The organism is Flectobacillus sp. BAB-3569 (genome assembly GCF_002270355.1).
Taxonomy (GTDB): Bacteria; Bacteroidota; Bacteroidia; order Cytophagales; family Spirosomataceae; genus Flectobacillus; species Flectobacillus roseus.
On sequence record NZ_NJFZ01000005.1, the window covers coordinates 225,479 to 243,689 of the forward strand.

Here is an 18,211-nt window from a genome sequence, read left to right on the forward strand (position 1 = left end):
ATGGAATTCATGTCCTTAAATTCTCTAAATTTGATGTTTTAATGCTATCAATAAGCCATGAAACATTATATACTCTTAATCACTAGCCTCCTGTATCTGCTTGATATTCATTACAGTCATGCGCAGTTATATACACAATCCAAAGCCGAAAAAGCCCTTCAGACCTATCGTGAGGAATTATTAGGCTTTAGAAAAGAACACCCCAAAAAACGTAATCTTCCAGATGCTAAGTTTTTCTTTTTTGGCATGGGCAATCGTGCCAAAATGTTTTACAAAGACGGACGAATTATCTCACTAAGCGATAAACGTGTGATTCGCCGCTGGAAAGTAAAATCTACCTTGATTGTACCTTCGGAATATTTGGTTCATTTGGAGTTGCAAGATGGACGTGCTGTCGATATTCAAGAAGATGAAACAGGTGTTTATGTGTATGAGAATAACCTTCAGATTATTCTTGCCGAAAGTCCTATTACATTACCAACTTTTAGCGATAAGAAATTCCCTTCTGTATTAAGAACATTGCATCATGAATTATTGGTAAATATTCAGGATGGAAAACCTTTAGTGAATACGATTGTTTATACCAAACCTTGGTTTAAAAGCGCGGCAATTATTACAATGGCGCTAAAAAAGACCAATAATTTACCTTTGGTAGAAGCTTGGATTAAAGGCTTGAATACGCCTTTTGACCGTAATAACAATGCTGGCTATGCCGAGGCTGACAATCTAGGGCAGGTATTATATATGCTTTCGACAGTGGCTGATAAAAAACATCCCTTAGTAACGAAAATTTTGGACGAGGCTGATAACTTCGACAAAGGAGGGTTTATCGAAGGGCGTACTGCCGATATGCTTCCACACGCTGTTTATCAGACAAAATGGTTGAAATTTGGCTTGAAAGAGATGCAATTGCCTGATAAATACAAAATTCCCTCACAATATGACTCTTACTCTTCCTTGATTTGGTGGGATTTTCAGAAAGACTATGTGAAAGGAGATCAGGTAGATGATAACCTAGCCTTGAACTCGCCACAATATGTGTGGGCGGAAGACCATTTTTTCAAACAAAATAAAGGTCCAATCTCAGCTCGTGAATATCCTTTGACTTGGGAAGCAGAAGTAACAGATTTGAAATACGAATCATTGGGAGTTATTGACCAAACTTTGGTTGATTTACGTATTGCCCCAACCAATGCTTGGCAGGCTGCTGAAATGTTGTTGCTTTTGTTGGAGTAAAATTTTAAAAGGCACAAAGTGTCAAGGAGCAAAGGCACAAAGTGGATGCTGAAATTATCTATTTCGGATTTCTGATGTAGGATTTCGGAAGTGTAATCTAATCTATTTCATGGTATGTTATCTCTAAATTGAGTGCATGAATGATTATGGTAAAATTTTGTGCTAACTGTAGATACGCAAGGCTTGCTTCCCAAGCCAAGTTAACTCTAGCATAATGATATTAAAAAGCGGTCGAAAAAATAATTTTCGACCGCTTTTTAATGACTTTTGTTGATATTATCATTCAAAATCCTACCGATTTAGACGCAAAGTATTGCGTCTCTACAAGTAAAATTCAAATAGAAGTTCTAAGCACTTGTCATTAGATTTGGAATGATTCATGTTTGAGAAAATTCTATTAAACTCCGCACTCCCAACTCCGCACTCCGCACTCAATCAGATTCTTTCCTTTCCTCCTTCGTATTTTTTGGGAGCATATAAAAAACCGAATGCTTCTGCCCCATCGCGTGTATGTACTTTGTGGTGAATAAAGTGTGCTCGCATAATTCTTTTCATGTATTTACTCTTGGCAATGTACTTGATTTTGATACGACGATGTACGATAATATCATGAAAAATAAAGTAAAATGTACCATAAAGTGCCACGCCCAGCCCTATCCAGAACAAAAACCACAACTCTGGTACTAAATCTCCTACTATAATTGTAACAGTAGAAACCAGCCCGAATACTACCGAAAATAAATCGTTTTTTTCTAATACATCATTGTGATGCACATGATGCGATTCATGCCAGTTCCACATGATTCCATGCATGATATATTTATGAGTAAACCATGCAAATCCCTCCATAAAGAAAAACGTGCCGAAGAACAATCCAAGTTTGAGTAACATAATTTTGAGTAGATGTCTGGTTAAAATCTAAAGGTTTAACCAATAAAGAAATGTAATTGTTTGGCGAATATACACGCAGATTTACAAAAAGCGTACGCTTGAAAATCACTTTATTAGCCTGCCATTGCGTCAAAATCCCTATCTTTGCAAACTAAAATTTGTTAGGCAAGATAATCTAAGCTTTTGGTATTCATAAATTTTATTCCAAAACCATGTAATCGAAGGCTGAAGCATTTTGCCCAATACAATAGATTCATAAAAATATGATTTCAAAAACGTACACTCCACAAGAAATTGAAGCCAAATGGTATCAATATTGGCTTGACAACAAGCTATTTGCATCCAAGCCTAATCCTGATAAAGAACCTTATTCGATAGTCATTCCACCACCAAACGTCACAGGCGTTTTGCACATGGGACACATGTTGAATAATACCATCCAAGACGTCCTTATCCGTAAGGCTCGTATGGAAGGTAAGGAGGCTTGTTGGGTGCCTGGTACTGACCACGCTTCAATCGCAACAGAAGCTAAAGTCGTGGCAATGTTGAAAGAGAGAGGTATCGAGAAAAAAGATATTACTCGTGAGGAGTTTTTGGAATATGCCCACGAATGGAAAGATAAATACGGCGGTATTATCCTTGATCAGTTGAAAAAGCTAGGTGCTTCTTGTGACTGGGATAGAACTCGCTTTACCATGGAGCCATCTTTGTACGAAGCCGTAATCGATACGTTTGTTCGTTTGTACGGAAAAGGACAAATTTACCGTGGCGTTCGTATGGTAAACTGGGATCCACAAGGTAAAACGGCGCTTTCTGACGAAGAGGTAATCGAAAAAGACGTTCAGGCAAAACTTTTCCATATCAAATATCCAGTAGTTGGTGCTGATGGTGAATTTTTGACGATTGCAACTACGCGTCCTGAAACCATCATGGCCGATACTGCTATCTGTGTGAATCCAAACGATGAACGCTATGTAGCATATCATGGTAAATCAGTAGAGATTCCATTGTTGGGTCGTGCTATTCCTGTAATTACTGACGAATACGTAGCCATGGATTTTGGTACAGGTTGTTTGAAAGTAACACCTGCACACGATTTGAATGACTATGAATTAGGCTTGAAGCATAAATTACCTGTTATCGATATTTTGGATGACGCTGGTTTCTTGAATGAAAAGGCAGTTTTATATGTTGGTCAAGACCGTTTTGCTGCTCGTCGCAATATCGTAAAAGACTTAGAAGAAGCAGGATTTTTAGTAAAAGTTGAAGAATATAAATCAATCGTTAAAACTTCAGAACGTACTGGTGCTGTAATCGAGCCAAAATTGTCGTTGCAATGGTTCTTGAAAATGGAAGACATTTCAAAACCTGCACTCGAAAACGTAATGAATGACAACATTAAGTTGTATCCTTCAAAATTCAAAAATACCTACCGCTCATGGATGGAAAATGTTCATGATTGGTGTATTAGCCGTCAGCTTTGGTGGGGACAACAAATCCCAGCCTTCTATTTGCAAGATGGTACTGTAATCGTTGCTAAAAATAAGCGTGAAGCTTTACGCAAAGCTCAACACGAATTGCAGTTATTTGCCTTGACCGAAGAAGATTTGACACAAGACCCAGACGTATTGGATACTTGGTTCTCGTCTTGGTTGTGGCCAATCTCGGTATTTGATGGTATCGAAAATCCTGAAAATGAAGATATTAAATACTACTACCCTACCAATGATTTGGTAACAGGTCCAGATATTTTATTCTTCTGGGTAGCTCGTATGATTATCGCAGGTTATGAGTGGAGAGACGAACTTCCATTCCGCAATGTGTATCTGACGGGTATTGTACGAGATAAGCAAGGTCGCAAAATGTCAAAATCATTGGGTAACTCTCCAGACCCATTAGATTTGATTGCGCAGTACGGTGCCGATGGCGTTCGTTCGGGCTTATTATTCTCGGCTCCCGCAGGTAACGACTTGTTGTTTGATGATAAATTGTGCGAACAAGGACGTAACTTCTGTAATAAAGTATGGAATGCATTCCGTTTGGTAAAAGGTTGGGAAATTGCTGATGCAGAACAACCAACAGGTAATACATTAGCGATTAAATGGTTTAACTCAAAAATTAGTCAGGTTGTACTTGAGGTTCAAGACCATTTTAGCAAATTCCGTATTTCTGATGCCTTGTTGTCGATTTATAACTTGATTTGGGATGATTTCTGTGGACAATACCTCGAAATTATCAAACCTGCTTTTGGTTCACCAATCGACCAAGCTACGTATGATGCGACTATCGGGATTTTTGAGAAATTGATGGCTTTGGCTCATCCATATATGCCATTTATTACCGAAGAAATCTGGCAAGCAATTGCAGAGCGTCAAGAAGGTGAAAGTATTTGCCGTGCGGCGTATCCAGTAGCTGGCGAAATCGATACACAAGTATTGGCTGATTTTGAAATCTTGTTTGGTATTGTTTCAAAAGTTCGCGAGACGCGTAATACAAAACAAATTTCACCAAAAACAGAATTGCCATTGGCGATTAAAACCGAAGATGTAGCTCGTTATAAGCAACTAGAATCAATCATCGTTAAGCTAGCAAATACCTTTGCGATTGAGTACGTTTCTAGCAATGTTGAAAACGCTATTTCTTTTGTATTAAAAGCTGACGAATTCTTTATTAGTCTAGAAGGAGAACTAGACGTAGAAGCAGAATTAGCTAATGCTACTAAAGAGTTAGAATATAACTTAGGATTCAAAAAATCAGTGGAAGCAAAATTGTCAAACGAAAGATTTGTAAACAATGCCAAACCTGATGTAGTAGAAAAAGAACGCCAAAAGTTAGCCGATGCCGAGTCGAAGATTAAGGCATTGGAGGAGACTATCGCTCGTTTGAAAGCAATGTAGTCATGAACTATTGATATAATAGCCCCTTGTAAAACATTTTGTTTTGCAAGGGGCTTATTTATTTCCGCAAGATTAAGCTCCTGAATAGAAAACTTACCTTAGAATCGTTATAAATAATTAGCCAAATTTAGGACGTTTGATATAAAATCGGCTAAAAAAGACTTATCCACAATTGGGGGCTTTTCCACAGTGTATAAGTTTAAAATGTGGATAACTTTTGTGGAAAATTGTTATATTTTGACTGGAAATGTATAAGAAAGGGCATTTGACTATCTATTTTTCAACATTTTTATAAAAATGAGTAATAAGATTAAACTTTCTAGTCTTAATTTGCTCCAATCAAAAAATAAAAATAATCCAATCTGGAAAAGTTTTTATGGCGAAGTACCTTTAGATTGGATTTAACAACTACCTTTGTTTCATGAAACAAATTATTGCCATATTTCTAAGTGTCACTATCCTTTTGGGAAGTCTTTTTCCAAAGGTGGATACTTTGCAGTTGGCAAAAATAGGCGAGTTAGTGAAGCATTACCAGTGGCATTGCAAAACCGAAAAAAGCAATATGAGCTTTTTGAGCTTTTTAGCAATGCACTATTCGGCAGCCTCAAATCATACCAAAACTGCCAAGCACTCACACTCACACTTGCCTAGTCTGGACTCTCAGGCGGTTCATGCCTTTTTGCCATCCTTTTTTCAGCAAATTTCGCTGAAATTTAAGCCTATTATTAAGGGTTTTGTTGGTCCAAACTTTGTTTGGCAAAACCTTTACGACTTCCTATTAGCCTCGTCGCTACTCAATCCACCCCGATTCTAATCGAATATCTTCCTTTTATTTAAAATTAACATTCTCGGCTCTTTATTGAGAGAAAGTGAATGAGTGATTTGCTATTGAGCATTTTGTGGTTAAATACGTAAATGGATTTTAAAAATCTCATGTATTTACTCTGTTCTCAATAATCAGCATGACTATAAGTTTGAGTGTAATAATGAGTTTCAACGATTCAAATCACTACACAGCCCTCCTACTTGTATTCATGTTTTGAGAGATTAATAAACCATTATAATCACTCAATTGCTCCATCACCAATTCGCTCAATAACCAGCCTCACTACCTTTATTTTAATACACTAATGATAGATTCATTAATTCGATTCAGCATAAATCAAAAGCTGATTATTGGATTATTTGTCTTGAGCTTAATTGCTTGGGGTGGAATTTCCTTGACTCAGCTTACCGTAGATGCCCTGCCAGATATTACATCTAACCAAGTGCAGGTAATCACTCAATCTCCTGCGTTACCAGCTACTGAGGTTGAAAAATTTATCACTATTCCACTAGAAATCTCCTTAAGAACCGTTCCGAATACGAAGGAAATTCGCTCTTTTTCGAGAATGGGCTTGTCGATTATTACTGTAGTATTTGAAGACGATGTACCTATTGAAAAAGCTCGTCAACAGGTAACTGAAAAGCTTAAGGAAGCGGAGCCCAATCTGATTGCAGGTGCTGGGCGTCCCGAATTAGCACCTATTACGACAGGACTTGGAGAGTTTTATCAATATACGCTAGCAGTTGATCCAAAATTTAAAAACAACTATTCTCTCACCGAACTTCGTACAATTCAAGACTGGATTGTAAAAAGGCAATTGCTTGGTATTAAGGGAGTTGTAGAAGTTAGTTCTTTTGGAGGAAATCTGAAACAATACGAAGTTGCCATTAATCCAGAACGCCTGAGTGCGGCTAATGTTACTTTAAATGAGCTCTTTACTGCGCTGCAAGATAATAATTCGAACTCTGGAGGTAGCTATATCGAAAAAGGAACAGATGCCTATTTTATCCGCTCGGAAGGGATGGTGAAAAATGTCGAAGATATCGGTAATATCGTAGTAGCTAATCGCGGAGGGTTGCCTGTGTTGGTCAAAGATGTGGCTTCTGTGCAGTTTGGACACGCTGTGCGCTACGGGGCAATGACTCGCAATGGCGAAGGTGAGGCTGTTGGTGCGGTTGTACTCTTACTCAAAGGCGCTTCGGCTCAGGTCGTAACTCAAGACGTAAAAGCTAGAATCAAAGAAATTCAAAAATCACTTCCAGAAGGTATTACCATTCAACCTTTCTTGGATCGTAGTAAATTGATTGACAAGGCAATAGGTACTGTGGAGAAAAACTTGGTAGAAGGTGGTCTGATTGTCATTTTTGTCTTGGTTTTACTCCTAGGGAATCTTCGTGCTGGGCTTGTGGTGGCCTCTGTGATTCCATTGTGTTTGCTGTTTTCATTTAGTATGATGAACCTCTTTGGCGTATCTGCCAACTTGATGTCATTGGGTGCTATTGACTTTGGGTTGATTGTGGATGGCGCCGTGATTATTGTCGAAGCCATTATTCATCATTTACACGAGCGAGCTCAAAAGGCAGGAAATCATACACTTACATTGACACAACAAGAGATGAATGATGAAGTATATCATTCAGCAGTAAATATCCGAAAATCAGCAGCCTTTGGTGAGATTATCATTTTGATTGTGTATTTCCCGATATTAGCCTTGACGGGTATTGAAGGAAAAATGTTTAAGCCTATGGCCCAAACGGTTGGCTTTGCTATCATTGGAGCATTGATTTTATCGTTGACCTATGTCCCCATGATGTCATCTTTGTTATTGAGTAAAAAAGTCAATTTGAAGGAGACAATTTCTGATAAAATTATCAACTTTTTATACGAATTCTACGCCCCTATTATTCGTTGGGTATTGCATCACAAGACGGTGGTAGTTGGTTCGGCAGTGGCAATGTTTGCGGGTAGTTTATTGCTATTCAGTTCGTTGGGTGGTGAGTTTATTCCAGAACTAAACGAAGGTGATTTTGCGGTGGAGACGCTTTTACATAGTAATGCTTCTTTATCTCAAAGTATTAAAATGAATACCCGAGCGCAACAAATTATTCTTCGAGAATTTCCAGATGAGGTAAGTCAAGTAGTATCACGTATTGGAGCATCCGAAATTCCTACCGACCCAATGGGCATCAATTCTTGCGATTTGATTATTGAACTAAAAGACATGAAGCACTGGAAAAAAGCAGAAACGATGGAAGAGCTTTCTGCCAAAATGGATGATGCTTTGTCGGAATTGCCTGGGGTAAATTTTGAGTTTACACAACCTATTCAAATGCGTTTTAATGAGCTAATAGCAGGTACAAAATCTGATGTTGCGATTAAAATTTTTGGAGAGGACTTGGATATTTTATATCAAAAAGCACAAGAATGTGCCAAGCATATCGCTAAAATCGACGGTGTAGGAGATTTAAAGGTACAACAAATCGAGGGCGTACCACAAATGGTTGTGGACTATAATCGTGAGAAAATCGCTCAGTATGGTCTTAAAATAAAAGAATTGAACGCTCTTGTAAAAACTGCTTTTGCTGGCGAAGAAGCTGGGGTAGTGTATGAAGGAGAAAAACGCTTCGGTTTGGTAGTTCGTCTTGATTCTGCATATCGCAAAGATTTACAAAATATCAGCGATTTGTATGTCGATTTGCCAAATGGGGGTAAAATTCCATTGTCTCAGGTGGCCAATATTTCATATCAGGACGCTCCTACCGAAATTGCTCGTGATAATGCACGCCGTCGTATTACAATTGGGATTAATGTTCGTAACCGCGATGTTGAAAGCTTGGTGCATGAAATACAACAGGTATTAGACAAAAAAGTAGAACTTCCTGTAGGGTACAATTTTGTATATGGAGGAGCTTTTGAAAACCTCAATGCAGCCAAAAGTCGTTTGGCAATTGCAGTGCCCGTTGCGCTATTCCTAATTTTTGCTTTACTGTTTTTTACCTTTAATTCTCTCAAAGAAGCACTTATCATTTTTGCCGCTATTCCGTTATCTGCTATTGGCGGCGTAATGGCGCTATGGCTTCGTGGAATGCCGTTTTCGGTGTCAGCGGGTATCGGATTTATTGCACTGTTTGGTGTAGCTGTACTCAACGGGATCGTATTGGTCGCTTATTTCAATAGTCTTGAAAAACAGGGTATTACTGATATTTATGAGCGAATTATAGAAGGTACTAAAACTCGTTTTCGCCCCGTAGTTATGACGGCTTCTGTAGCTTCTTTAGGCTTTTTGCCAATGGCACTTTCACATTCGCCGGGTGCTGAAGTACAACGTCCTTTGGCTACAGTAGTAATCGGAGGTTTGATTTCTGCAACGTTATTGACCTTGGTGGTATTACCTGCCATTTATAGCTTAGTGGCTACTAGGGTCAAAATCAAACCTTCGATAGCAACGATTATTGTATTGTTGAGCTTCGGAATAGTTAAAACTGCGCCTGCCCAAAACACGCCAGTTTTGACGCTGGATAACTGTATAGAAAAAGCTGTTCAACAAAATCAAAGTATACAGGTGGGCAAACTTGAAATTTCGGGTAATAGGGCTTTAGAAAAAACAGCGAAGGACTTGCCCAAAACTAGTTTTGATACCCAATTTGGTCGCACGCAGACCTATACCAACAATGATGTAACCTTTAGTTTGGGTCAATCATTTGCTTTTCCCTCTTTGTACAAGGCACAAGAAAATTTGTTGAAAAGTCATACCACTTCGTCCGAAAAACGTCTAAATATGACGAAGAATCAAGTAGTTGCAGAGGTAAAAAGTTTGTATTATCAAATTTTACTCAATACCCAATTACTCAAGGTGGTTCAGCAACAAGATAGCTTGTACCAAAGTGCTTTCAAGGCGGCATCTTTACGCTACCAGACAGGTGAAACCAATTTACTCGAAAAGGTTTCGACCGAAACTCGTCTGCGTGAAATTCAAAATAGAATTCAAAGTATTTTGTCTGATGAAAAGAGTCTCTATCAAAGCCTTTCATTTTTACTCAATATTCCTGCTGATTTTGTGATTGATACCCAGATCAATATGCAAAAGCCTTTGCAGCTTCAAATAACAGAAGTAAGCAATAATCCATATCTGGAATTGCTTAGACAGCAAATTGAAGTAAGTCAATTACAAACAAAACTTGAGAAAGAACGTTTGAAGCCTGATTTTAAAGTAGGAATTACCAACCAAAGTATTGAGCGAAATTATAACCAAAACTTTGTTCAAGCAGGGCTCAATTTTCCTCTTTTTGCCAAGGCACAAAAGGCACGAATCAATGCCGCGGGTATCAATGAGCAAATTGCCAAAGAAAGCTTGTCTCTAGCCGAACAGCAAACTGCCAAGCAGCTACAATCATTAAAGATTCAGCTCAATAAACTGCAAAAGTCGGTACAGTATTATCAAAGCTCAGCTATTCCGCAGGCTAATTTGATGATTAGCACGGCACACAAAAGCTATCAAGCTGGTGAAATCGAGTATGTAGAGTTTGTCCAAAGCATTACGCAGGCTTGGCAAATCAAAGAAATGTATTTGAGCGAAGTACACAATTTTAATCAAGTAATTATCAATATCGAAACTCTTGTAGGTCATGAATAAGAAAGCCCCTATATATATTACTCTTTTGTCTAGTTTACTTTTATGGAACTGCTCAAAAGACCCAAAATCCGAAACAGCAACTGAAGCAATTACCGAAAAAGTGGTAGATATCGTTCATGTGAGCGACGCTCAAGCGAAAAATGTTCAGTTGCCAGTGGGTGATTTTGAACAAACCATTGTAGGCGAAGAGGTTACTGCTAATGGCAAGGTAGAAGTGCCACCTCAACAAATGATTTCGGTGAGCGTGCCGATTGCAGGTTTTGTCAAAAGAATTGATTTATTGCCTGGCACGCCAGTACGTAAAGGGCAAGTATTGGCAGTAGTACAGAGTATGGAATATGTGCAGCTTCAACAGGAATATTTACAAGCCTTGAGCAAACAAAAATTCCAAGAACAGGATTTGAGCCGTCAAGAAACCCTAAATCAAGAGAATGTTGGTTCAAAAAAGAAATTGCAACAAATTGATGCTGAATACCAAACAGGTAAAGCAATTATTAACGGTTTAGAGGAAAAACTTAAATTGATTGGGTGCAATATTGCAAAACTCAAAGCGGGCACAATTACGCCATCAATTAACGTTATTTCTCCCATTAATGGCGTAACCAAAATGGTGTATGTCAATATTGGGAAAAACATCGCTCCTACTGATGTCATGATGGAACTCGTGAGCCGTGAGCACATGCACTTGGAGTTGAATGTTTTTGAAAAGGATGCTAATAAAGTACAAGTGGGTCAAACATTTTTGCTTGAAAATCCTAGACTTGCCGATAAGCCTTTAACAGGGAAAGTGATTTTGGTCGGACAAACCATCGAAGGCCCAACCAAAGCTATTTTGGTTCATGGACACCTAGATAATGAGGTTTTGGAACAAAAATTAGTAGTAGGACAATACGTAAATACCAAGATTTTGACAGGTAAAAAAGCTGTTCAGACCTTGCCCGAAGATGCAGTGGTTCGTCGCGGAGAAGGTGGTTTTATTTTTGTAAGACTCAAAACCAATAGTTATCAACAAATTCCTGTAAAACTAGGTATTACCGAAAATGGTATGGTAGAAATTATCCTTGAAAAAACGCTACCATCAAAAGAAATCGTCAAAGCAAATGCTTCTGTTTTACAAGCAATGCTAGCAGGTGGCGAAGGTGAAGAGTAGAGAGAAACATGAATCTTTAGTAGTTGAGACGCAATGCTTTGCGTCTAAAAAGCGGTCGGAAAATAATTTCTGACCGCTTTTTTGATATAACTCGGCTCAAGGCGCAATCATTGCCTCTCTACAGTTGGCATTCAAATTTTATAATAATCACTCATTCTCTCAATCTCAATTCACTCAATTAGTTGGCTACTGAAAATCAAATATGAATATATCTCCACTTACTCAGAAACCTCCTGTTTTTTTGTAGAATGCCACATGATGAGCTATTTTAGTTAGGTAATAATCCTAAACGCTCGGTATGAAAACGCTCATATATCTATCTTTCTTCTTTATGTCTCTATCTGAAACTATTGCTCAAAATTTTATTGGTAACTGGCAAGGACAAGTTCAAGGCAGCGGAGGTTCTTTACCTGCCGAAATGTCCATTACAAGTGCTGGGAACAGTCAAATCGTTGGCAAACTACATGTGCACTCAGGTGCAAATATTGAAAGCTACGAATTAAAATGTACCGTCAATACTCCCAATGCCATTGGCACGCTTTCATACCAAGATGGAACCGTATTTGGTCTTGAGATGATTTGGCAAAACAACACAATCCAACAACAGATTAGCTACAATAATCAGGTTATTTTACAAGGGAGTTTTGCCAAAAAACAGAGCCTACAAAGCCTGCTACCGTAGCCACAAAACCTGATGGATTATTTCGTGACCCCAATCTTGTTGGCGCATGGACACATCATGAAAATTATTCTTCAAACGGAGGATTTTATGGAGGAAGTAGCACTACTATTGTACTCAATGCCGATGGCACTATCGACGATGGAGGCTCAAGCGCTTATGTAAGTGGCCCCAATAGCTCTGGAAACTCTTCAGGAGGAGGAGATAACTCTGTAATTGCTCAAATCAAAGCAGCGGGAGCTCGCTGGTTTACCAAAGGGAATATGTTGTACTGGCGCATTACTATCAATGGCAAAGTAACCGATGTTCCCAATTCGAAATACTATATCGAAAAAGGAGCTTTACTATTAACGGATTATAACACAGGTAAAAAAATGCTGTATTACAAGAAATAAGTATTGATGCTACATACAATTGCATTAGTAAGCTTTAAGCGGTAAGCTGTAGGCATTAGGCAAGCACAACTCTTTGCCTAGTACCTGTTGCCTTGTACCTAAACAACATAACTTAAATCTTATTCTGCACGATTACTTAAGTAATCGTGCAAAATAAGATTTAATCAATATAAGATGTAAGATGCTGATAATTATAATTTTACATTCACAATTCACAACTCGTAATTCAGTACTAATACTTAAGTTAGTGGGCAAAATAAAGTTTAAGATTGTGCTTTAAGCTTTCAGGTATCGGCTTTCGGCGGTGGGCTATGGCAAAAATGCATGTCCAAGGTCGTTAAAAACATTTAAACACTATGTGCCTTGTGCCTGTTCCCTAATGCCTTCAATAAAAAACTTAAATCTAATTCTGCCACCACAAATACAAAAACAGGATTACCCAGAGAATATCTACAAAATGCCAATAAAATACAATTAGATTGACTTTGAGCTGATTTGGAGGGTTTACCGAATACACAAAAGATTCTACATAAGAGAGCCTTTTGAGTGATTCAATAAAGATTTTTATTAAAAAAATCAATCCTACAACTATATGGAGAATATGTAGTCCAGAAATCATGATAATGAATCCTCGTGAGGTGCGAATCGCCGAGTTGGCATTGAGTTCAAACAGTTCCTTCCAGCCAAACAATTGCATAATAATAAAGCAAATACCTAAAGTAAGTGTAGTCCCCATATAAAACCGATAGCTCTTGAAATGATGCTTATCGAAACTCCATTCGGCAAGATACAGCGTTAGGCTACTAATAAGCATTAGTAAAGTACTTGCCCAAAAAATTTCGGGTAAAATCAGTTTGCCAAAACCAGCTTCGGGTCTGTTCAATATGGTATAGAATACCAATAAGCCCAAAAACAATAAGCCACTTCCAAACATGGCCAACTGTAGCATAAACTTAAAAGGTTCTTTGCGTTGCATAATTTTAAATTGAAGAAAGGCAATCTCTTATATTTATTCTAAAATCCCTTGCCAAACCATATAATCTTTAAATGCTTGTTCTATTGTTGGAGTACTTTCAAAAATACCAAATACTGTCGAGCCAGACCCTGTCATACTGGCATATACCGCACCTAGTTCATAAAGCGTATCTTTAATTTCTTGAATTACAGGATATTTTGGCGCCAGACTCGTTTCAAAATCATTCAAAATAGTATCTTTCCAAGTCGCTAATGGATGCGATAAGGCTATTGGTAAATCAACATTGGCTGGCTTGGGCTTGATAGAACCGTAAGCTTCGGCCGTTGAAATATGAATATTGGGGTTGACCAATACAATATATTTTCCTTTTAGAGAAACAGCTATTTCATCAAATTGGTCGCCTTTTCCAAAACAATATTTTGGGTTATTTTCAATAAAAAAAGCACAATCACTCCCCAACTGACTAGCATACGTCTGCATGGCTTTATTGTCTAGCCCTAAATCAAATAACGAGTTTAGTGATTTAATCGTAAAAGCACAGTCTGCCGACCCTCCCCCCAAACCTGCTCCAATTGGCACAACTTTGTGTAAATGAATACGCACAGGAGGCATTTCTGGAAAATCTTTTTTGAGCAAATGATAGGCCTTCAAACAAAGGTTTTGACTAGCATCACCAGGAATATCGATACCTGTACTCTCAAAACTCAAAGTCTCTGCTGGTAATATCTCTAGCGCATCGCTCCAACCCACAGGATAAAAACATGAACTTAAATTATGGAATCCATCAGCACGTTTCTCGGTGATATAAAGTCCTATATTAATCTTGGCGTTGGGAAAAGTTAGCATTTTGCGTAATTCTGATAAGTTTAATGTTTAATAGTCACAAATATACTAGAGACGTAGTTTATGTTGATACACTCTAGTTTAAGTCTCAGACTTGGGCTATTTTTGGGTAAAGTCTAAAAGCTTCAAATCTCTACAATCCTATTCGGATAATCAGTGATAATTCCATCGACTCCTATGCTAATCAAATGACGCATATCTTCTACCTTGTTGATAGTCCAAGGCACTACACGAACGCCTTTTTGATGACAAATTTTTATTTTACCCGCTGTCAAACTCTTATAATACGGACTGAAAAAATCAGGTAAAAAGCCTAATTTTTCTAATGAAGGACGAACCCCCTCATTAGTCACCAAAGCTGAAAGTTGTACTTTAGGATAAACTCCCAAATCCATTTGTTGTTTACAGTATTTCAAAATATTAAAATCAAAACTCTGAACAATAACCTTTTTAGGATTGATATTTTTCAAGACTTCAAATACTTTATCACAAAATACCTTTACATCGTATGGTTGACTAATTCCATATTCTTTCACCTCAGATTTTATCTCAATATTATAGCCAAAATTAGGGAAAGAGCTGCGTTTGGCCTCGCAAGCTTCAATCATTTCTGATAATAATGGTTTATAAGCAGATTGTGGCTTTTGTTCAGGAAATAACTTATTTCCCCTTTGACCAACATCAAAACTGCGAATTTGTTCATACGAAAGCTGAAACAAATTAAGGTTTTTCTCCTCACTTTTACGCACAACTTTCCCTGTTGGATACGAACAAAAAAGTGAGTTCATGTAAGGCTCATGCGAAACAACAACATCAAGGTCTTTACTTAGACAAACATCCAGCTCCAAATAGTCGATAGGATACTTCAATGCCTCCAAGAAGGCTGGGATTGTATTTTCTGGTAAAAGCCCTCTACAACCTCTATGTCCTTGAAAAATAATAGATTGCATCATGATAAAAAGTGTATTGTGGTAAAAATAGAAAAGTACTTAATTTTAAGTAATTTGTCCTTAAGAACCTTTTTTGATAATAGCATATTACAAATTTTTCTGGCCTCTAATTGCTATCTTCTTCAAAAAGTACGACTAATTACAGAATGTATTCAATCTACGAATTGTTCTTCTACTTCTAATGTTTATATTTATAATAAATATTGCAATTGTTCAATAATTGAACACTGTAAACTTACCGATTCACCAAACTAAAACGCAAGCACCCAATGAAAGTTGTTAAAACTCTTGTTACCGTCGGTATCACTGTAGGTCTTTGTTATGCCTTGAATCGTGGTTGGGGAAATGTTCCTCCTATGGGAAATTTTCTAAGTCCCTTCACTGGCTTTTGGACAAATGCAGAGGCTATTTCTTCTAAACCTGAACCTCAAGTCTTAAATATCTCAGGCTTACAAGATGAAGTTACCGTAGAATACGATGAAACTGGCGTACCACATATTTTTGCACAAAATGACCATGATTTATATCTTGCCCAAGGCTATGTAACAGCCAAAGACCGTCTTTGGCAGATGGAATTTCAGACGCATTTTGCCGCAGGTCGTCTAACAGAAATTGTAGGCGAAAAAGCCCTCGAACAAGACCGCTATCAACGAAGAATGGGGTCAGTTTTTGGCGCAGAAAAATCTTTTGAAGGAATGATGGAAGACCCTAAAGGAAAAGTTGCACTTGAAGCTTATTCTGATGGAATCAACGCCTATATTACACAACTCAAACCAAGAGATTACCCTGTTGAATATAAATTACTGGGTTATGCTCCAGAACCTTGGACACCTATCAAAAGTGCTTTGTTTCTCAAAAATATGTCATTTGTACTTGCTTCTGGTACAGACGATTTGCGCATGACAAATATTTTAGGAAAATATGGTAAAGCCGTAGCTGAAGAGCTTTTTCCTAATTATCCTTTCAAAGAAAGCCCCATTATTCCAGAAGGAACCCCTTTAGATTTTAAGCCTATCCCATTACCCAAAGCTCCTGTTGATTTTATCGGAATTGGAAGTAACAAAGTTGCTGAAGAGCGTGATAAGGGAATCGGCTCCAACAACTGGGCTGTGGGTGGCGAAAAATCTGTGACAGGCTTACCGATTTTATCTAATGACCCTCACCTAACCCTGAGTTTGCCTTCTATTTGGTATCAAGTTCAGTTGACTGCCCCAGGGGTAAATGTCTATGGCTCTACTATGCCAGGAACGCCCAATGTAATCATTGGTTTCAACAACGATATTGCTTGGGGCGTAACCAATGTGGGCGCAGATGTGGTAGACTGGTATCAAGTAAAATTTAAGGATGCTAAAAAAGAAGAATATTGGCACGATAACCAATGGAAAAAAATACAAAAACGTATAGAAACCTATACCGTAAAGGGTGGAAAAACAGTCGTGGATACCGTTCTTTATACACACCATGGTCCTGTTGTGTATTTGGATAACGAAAAGCCTATTCGGGACAATATCCCAACTGGGCACGCCTTGCGTTGGATTGCTCATGAAAAATCACAAGAATTGAGTACTTTTTATCATTTGAACCGAGCCAAAAATTATGATGAATATGTAAAAGCATTAGGATATTATTCGGCTCCTGCCCAAAACTTTATTTTTGCTAGTAATCAAAACGATATTGCCTTGTGGGTCAATGGAAAATTCCCGTTAAAGGCTCGTGAGCAAGGTAAATATATTTTGGATGGCACTAACCCTGCGGCAGATTGGCAAGGATTTATTCCTCAGTTGCATAACCCGCATGTGAAAAATCCTAAACGTGGTTTTGTGAGCTCTGCAAACCAATCTTCGACTGATCCTAAATATCCTTATTATATCAACTGGGAGTTTGCTCCTGCCGAACGTGGACGCCGTATCAATACTCGTTTGCAAACGATGAATAAGGCCATAGTGGATAGCCTGAGAGAATTACAAAATGATAATTATAACCTCAAAGCAGAAGACTGGTTGCCAACGATGTTGAGTTTTGTGAAAAAACCTACCCAAAAGCAAATGGCAGCATTGCGTGTCTTGCAACTTTGGAACAAATATAATAACCCTGATGAAATAGGTCCAACCATATTTACTGTCTGGGTAGATTTATTGAACAATGCTATCTGGGAAGATGACTTTGGCTACGACAAAAACATTCCCATGAAATCGCCATCGCACGCACGTACGCTACAATTGATTTTGAAGCAACCTAATGCCGCATGGTTCGATGACCTTAGAACAAAAGATAAGAAAGAAACCATCGAAGAATTAGCCAATGTAACACTCAATGCAACAATTGACAGTTTGACCAAATGGCAAAATGCACCAATAGGAACAGCTTGGGCTTGGGAAAAATATAAATCAACAGACATCAAACACTTGATTCCAGGCTTAGATGCTTTGAGTAAAATGGACGTTAAAATCGGCGGTGGAAGTGGAATAGTCAATGCTACAACGGGTCGTACTGGACCATCTTGGCGTATGATTGTACAGTTAGGCAAAGACAAATCCGTAAAAGGATATGGTGTATTCCCTGGCGGACAATCAGGTAATCCGGGAAGTCCACATTATGATGATATGGTCGAAACTTGGCGTAAGGGAGAATTGAACTCTTTACTTTTCTTACAAAACAAGGAAGAAAAGAGTGAAAGAATCAAGCAAACCTTGGTCTTGAAAAAGAAATAATCAGATTACCTATTCATGTCATTT

The 18,211-nt window shown here is 38.1% G+C and carries 13 protein-coding genes; 9 read left to right on the top strand and 4 right to left on the bottom strand.

All coding sequences use genetic code 11. The features are described from left to right. Positions 1–57: 57 nt before the first annotated feature. Entirely contained in the window at positions 58–1,236 is a 1,179-nt protein-coding gene (locus BWI92_RS04730) for a hypothetical protein (protein WP_095160973.1), read from the top strand. A 435-nt stretch (positions 1,237–1,671) separates the two neighbouring features. Here the strand turns inward: BWI92_RS04730 and BWI92_RS04735 are convergent, their stop codons facing one another. After that, the gene (locus BWI92_RS04735) at positions 1,672–2,127 is read right to left on the bottom strand and encodes a sterol desaturase family protein (RefSeq protein WP_095160974.1); all 456 of its coding nucleotides are present in this window, start codon (positions 2,125–2,127) and stop codon (positions 1,672–1,674) included. Between the two features lie 263 nt (positions 2,128–2,390). Here BWI92_RS04735 and BWI92_RS04740 point away from each other — a divergent pair, with 263 nt between their 5' ends. The 7 genes from BWI92_RS04740 (at position 2,391) to BWI92_RS28455 (ending at position 12,707) form a co-directional block, all read left to right on the top strand. Further along, complete coding sequence (locus BWI92_RS04740; protein WP_095160975.1) at positions 2,391–5,024, top strand: valine--tRNA ligase; 2,634 nt, start codon at positions 2,391–2,393, stop codon at positions 5,022–5,024. Between the two features lie 421 nt (positions 5,025–5,445). Then, a complete protein-coding gene (locus tag BWI92_RS04745; RefSeq protein WP_095160976.1) occupies positions 5,446–5,838 on the top strand; it encodes a hypothetical protein in 393 nt (130 codons plus the stop codon). A gap of 316 nt (positions 5,839–6,154) precedes the next feature. Continuing rightward, a complete protein-coding gene (locus BWI92_RS04750) occupies positions 6,155–10,483 on the top strand; it encodes a CusA/CzcA family heavy metal efflux RND transporter (RefSeq protein ID WP_095160977.1) in 4,329 nt (1,442 codons plus the stop codon). After that, the gene (locus BWI92_RS04755) at positions 10,476–11,633 is read left to right on the top strand and encodes an efflux RND transporter periplasmic adaptor subunit (RefSeq protein ID WP_095160978.1); all 1,158 of its coding nucleotides are present in this window, start codon (positions 10,476–10,478) and stop codon (positions 11,631–11,633) included. The genes BWI92_RS04750 and BWI92_RS04755 overlap by 8 nt, the downstream gene beginning before the upstream one ends. 298 nt (positions 11,634–11,931) lie before the next feature. Further along, positions 11,932–12,315, top strand: a complete 384-nt coding sequence (locus tag BWI92_RS04760) for a hypothetical protein (protein WP_141234689.1) — start codon at positions 11,932–11,934, stop codon at positions 12,313–12,315. Positions 12,316–12,327: 12 nt separating this feature from the next. After that, positions 12,328–12,477 (top strand): hypothetical protein, encoded by a 150-nt coding sequence (locus BWI92_RS27225; protein ID WP_176464354.1) that lies wholly within the window; start codon positions 12,328–12,330, stop codon positions 12,475–12,477. Positions 12,478–12,575: 98 nt separating this feature from the next. After that, positions 12,576–12,707 carry a hypothetical protein gene (locus BWI92_RS28455; RefSeq protein WP_255406674.1) on the top strand — a complete coding sequence of 44 codons (132 nt, stop codon included), beginning with the start codon at positions 12,576–12,578 and terminating at the stop codon, positions 12,705–12,707. Positions 12,708–13,110: 403 nt separating this feature from the next. On the opposite strand, the gene BWI92_RS04765 is transcribed toward BWI92_RS28455, so the two are convergent. From BWI92_RS04765 to BWI92_RS04775, 3 genes are all read right to left on the bottom strand, one after another. Continuing rightward, positions 13,111–13,683: a cytochrome c oxidase subunit 3 gene (locus BWI92_RS04765; protein ID WP_095160980.1), complete on the bottom strand. Its 573-nt coding sequence runs from the start codon at positions 13,681–13,683 to the stop codon at positions 13,111–13,113. Between the two features lie 33 nt (positions 13,684–13,716). After that, positions 13,717–14,529: a 4-(cytidine 5'-diphospho)-2-C-methyl-D-erythritol kinase gene (gene ispE / locus BWI92_RS04770; RefSeq protein WP_095160981.1), complete on the bottom strand. Its 813-nt coding sequence runs from the start codon at positions 14,527–14,529 to the stop codon at positions 13,717–13,719. Positions 14,530–14,651: 122 nt separating this feature from the next. Next, positions 14,652–15,479 (bottom strand): glycerophosphodiester phosphodiesterase family protein, encoded by an 828-nt coding sequence (locus BWI92_RS04775; RefSeq protein WP_095160982.1) that lies wholly within the window; start codon positions 15,477–15,479, stop codon positions 14,652–14,654. A 266-nt stretch (positions 15,480–15,745) separates the two neighbouring features. Here BWI92_RS04775 and BWI92_RS04780 point away from each other — a divergent pair, with 266 nt between their 5' ends. After that, complete coding sequence (locus BWI92_RS04780; protein WP_095160983.1) at positions 15,746–18,187, top strand: penicillin acylase family protein; 2,442 nt, start codon at positions 15,746–15,748, stop codon at positions 18,185–18,187. The last annotated feature ends 24 nt before the right edge of the window (positions 18,188–18,211 follow it).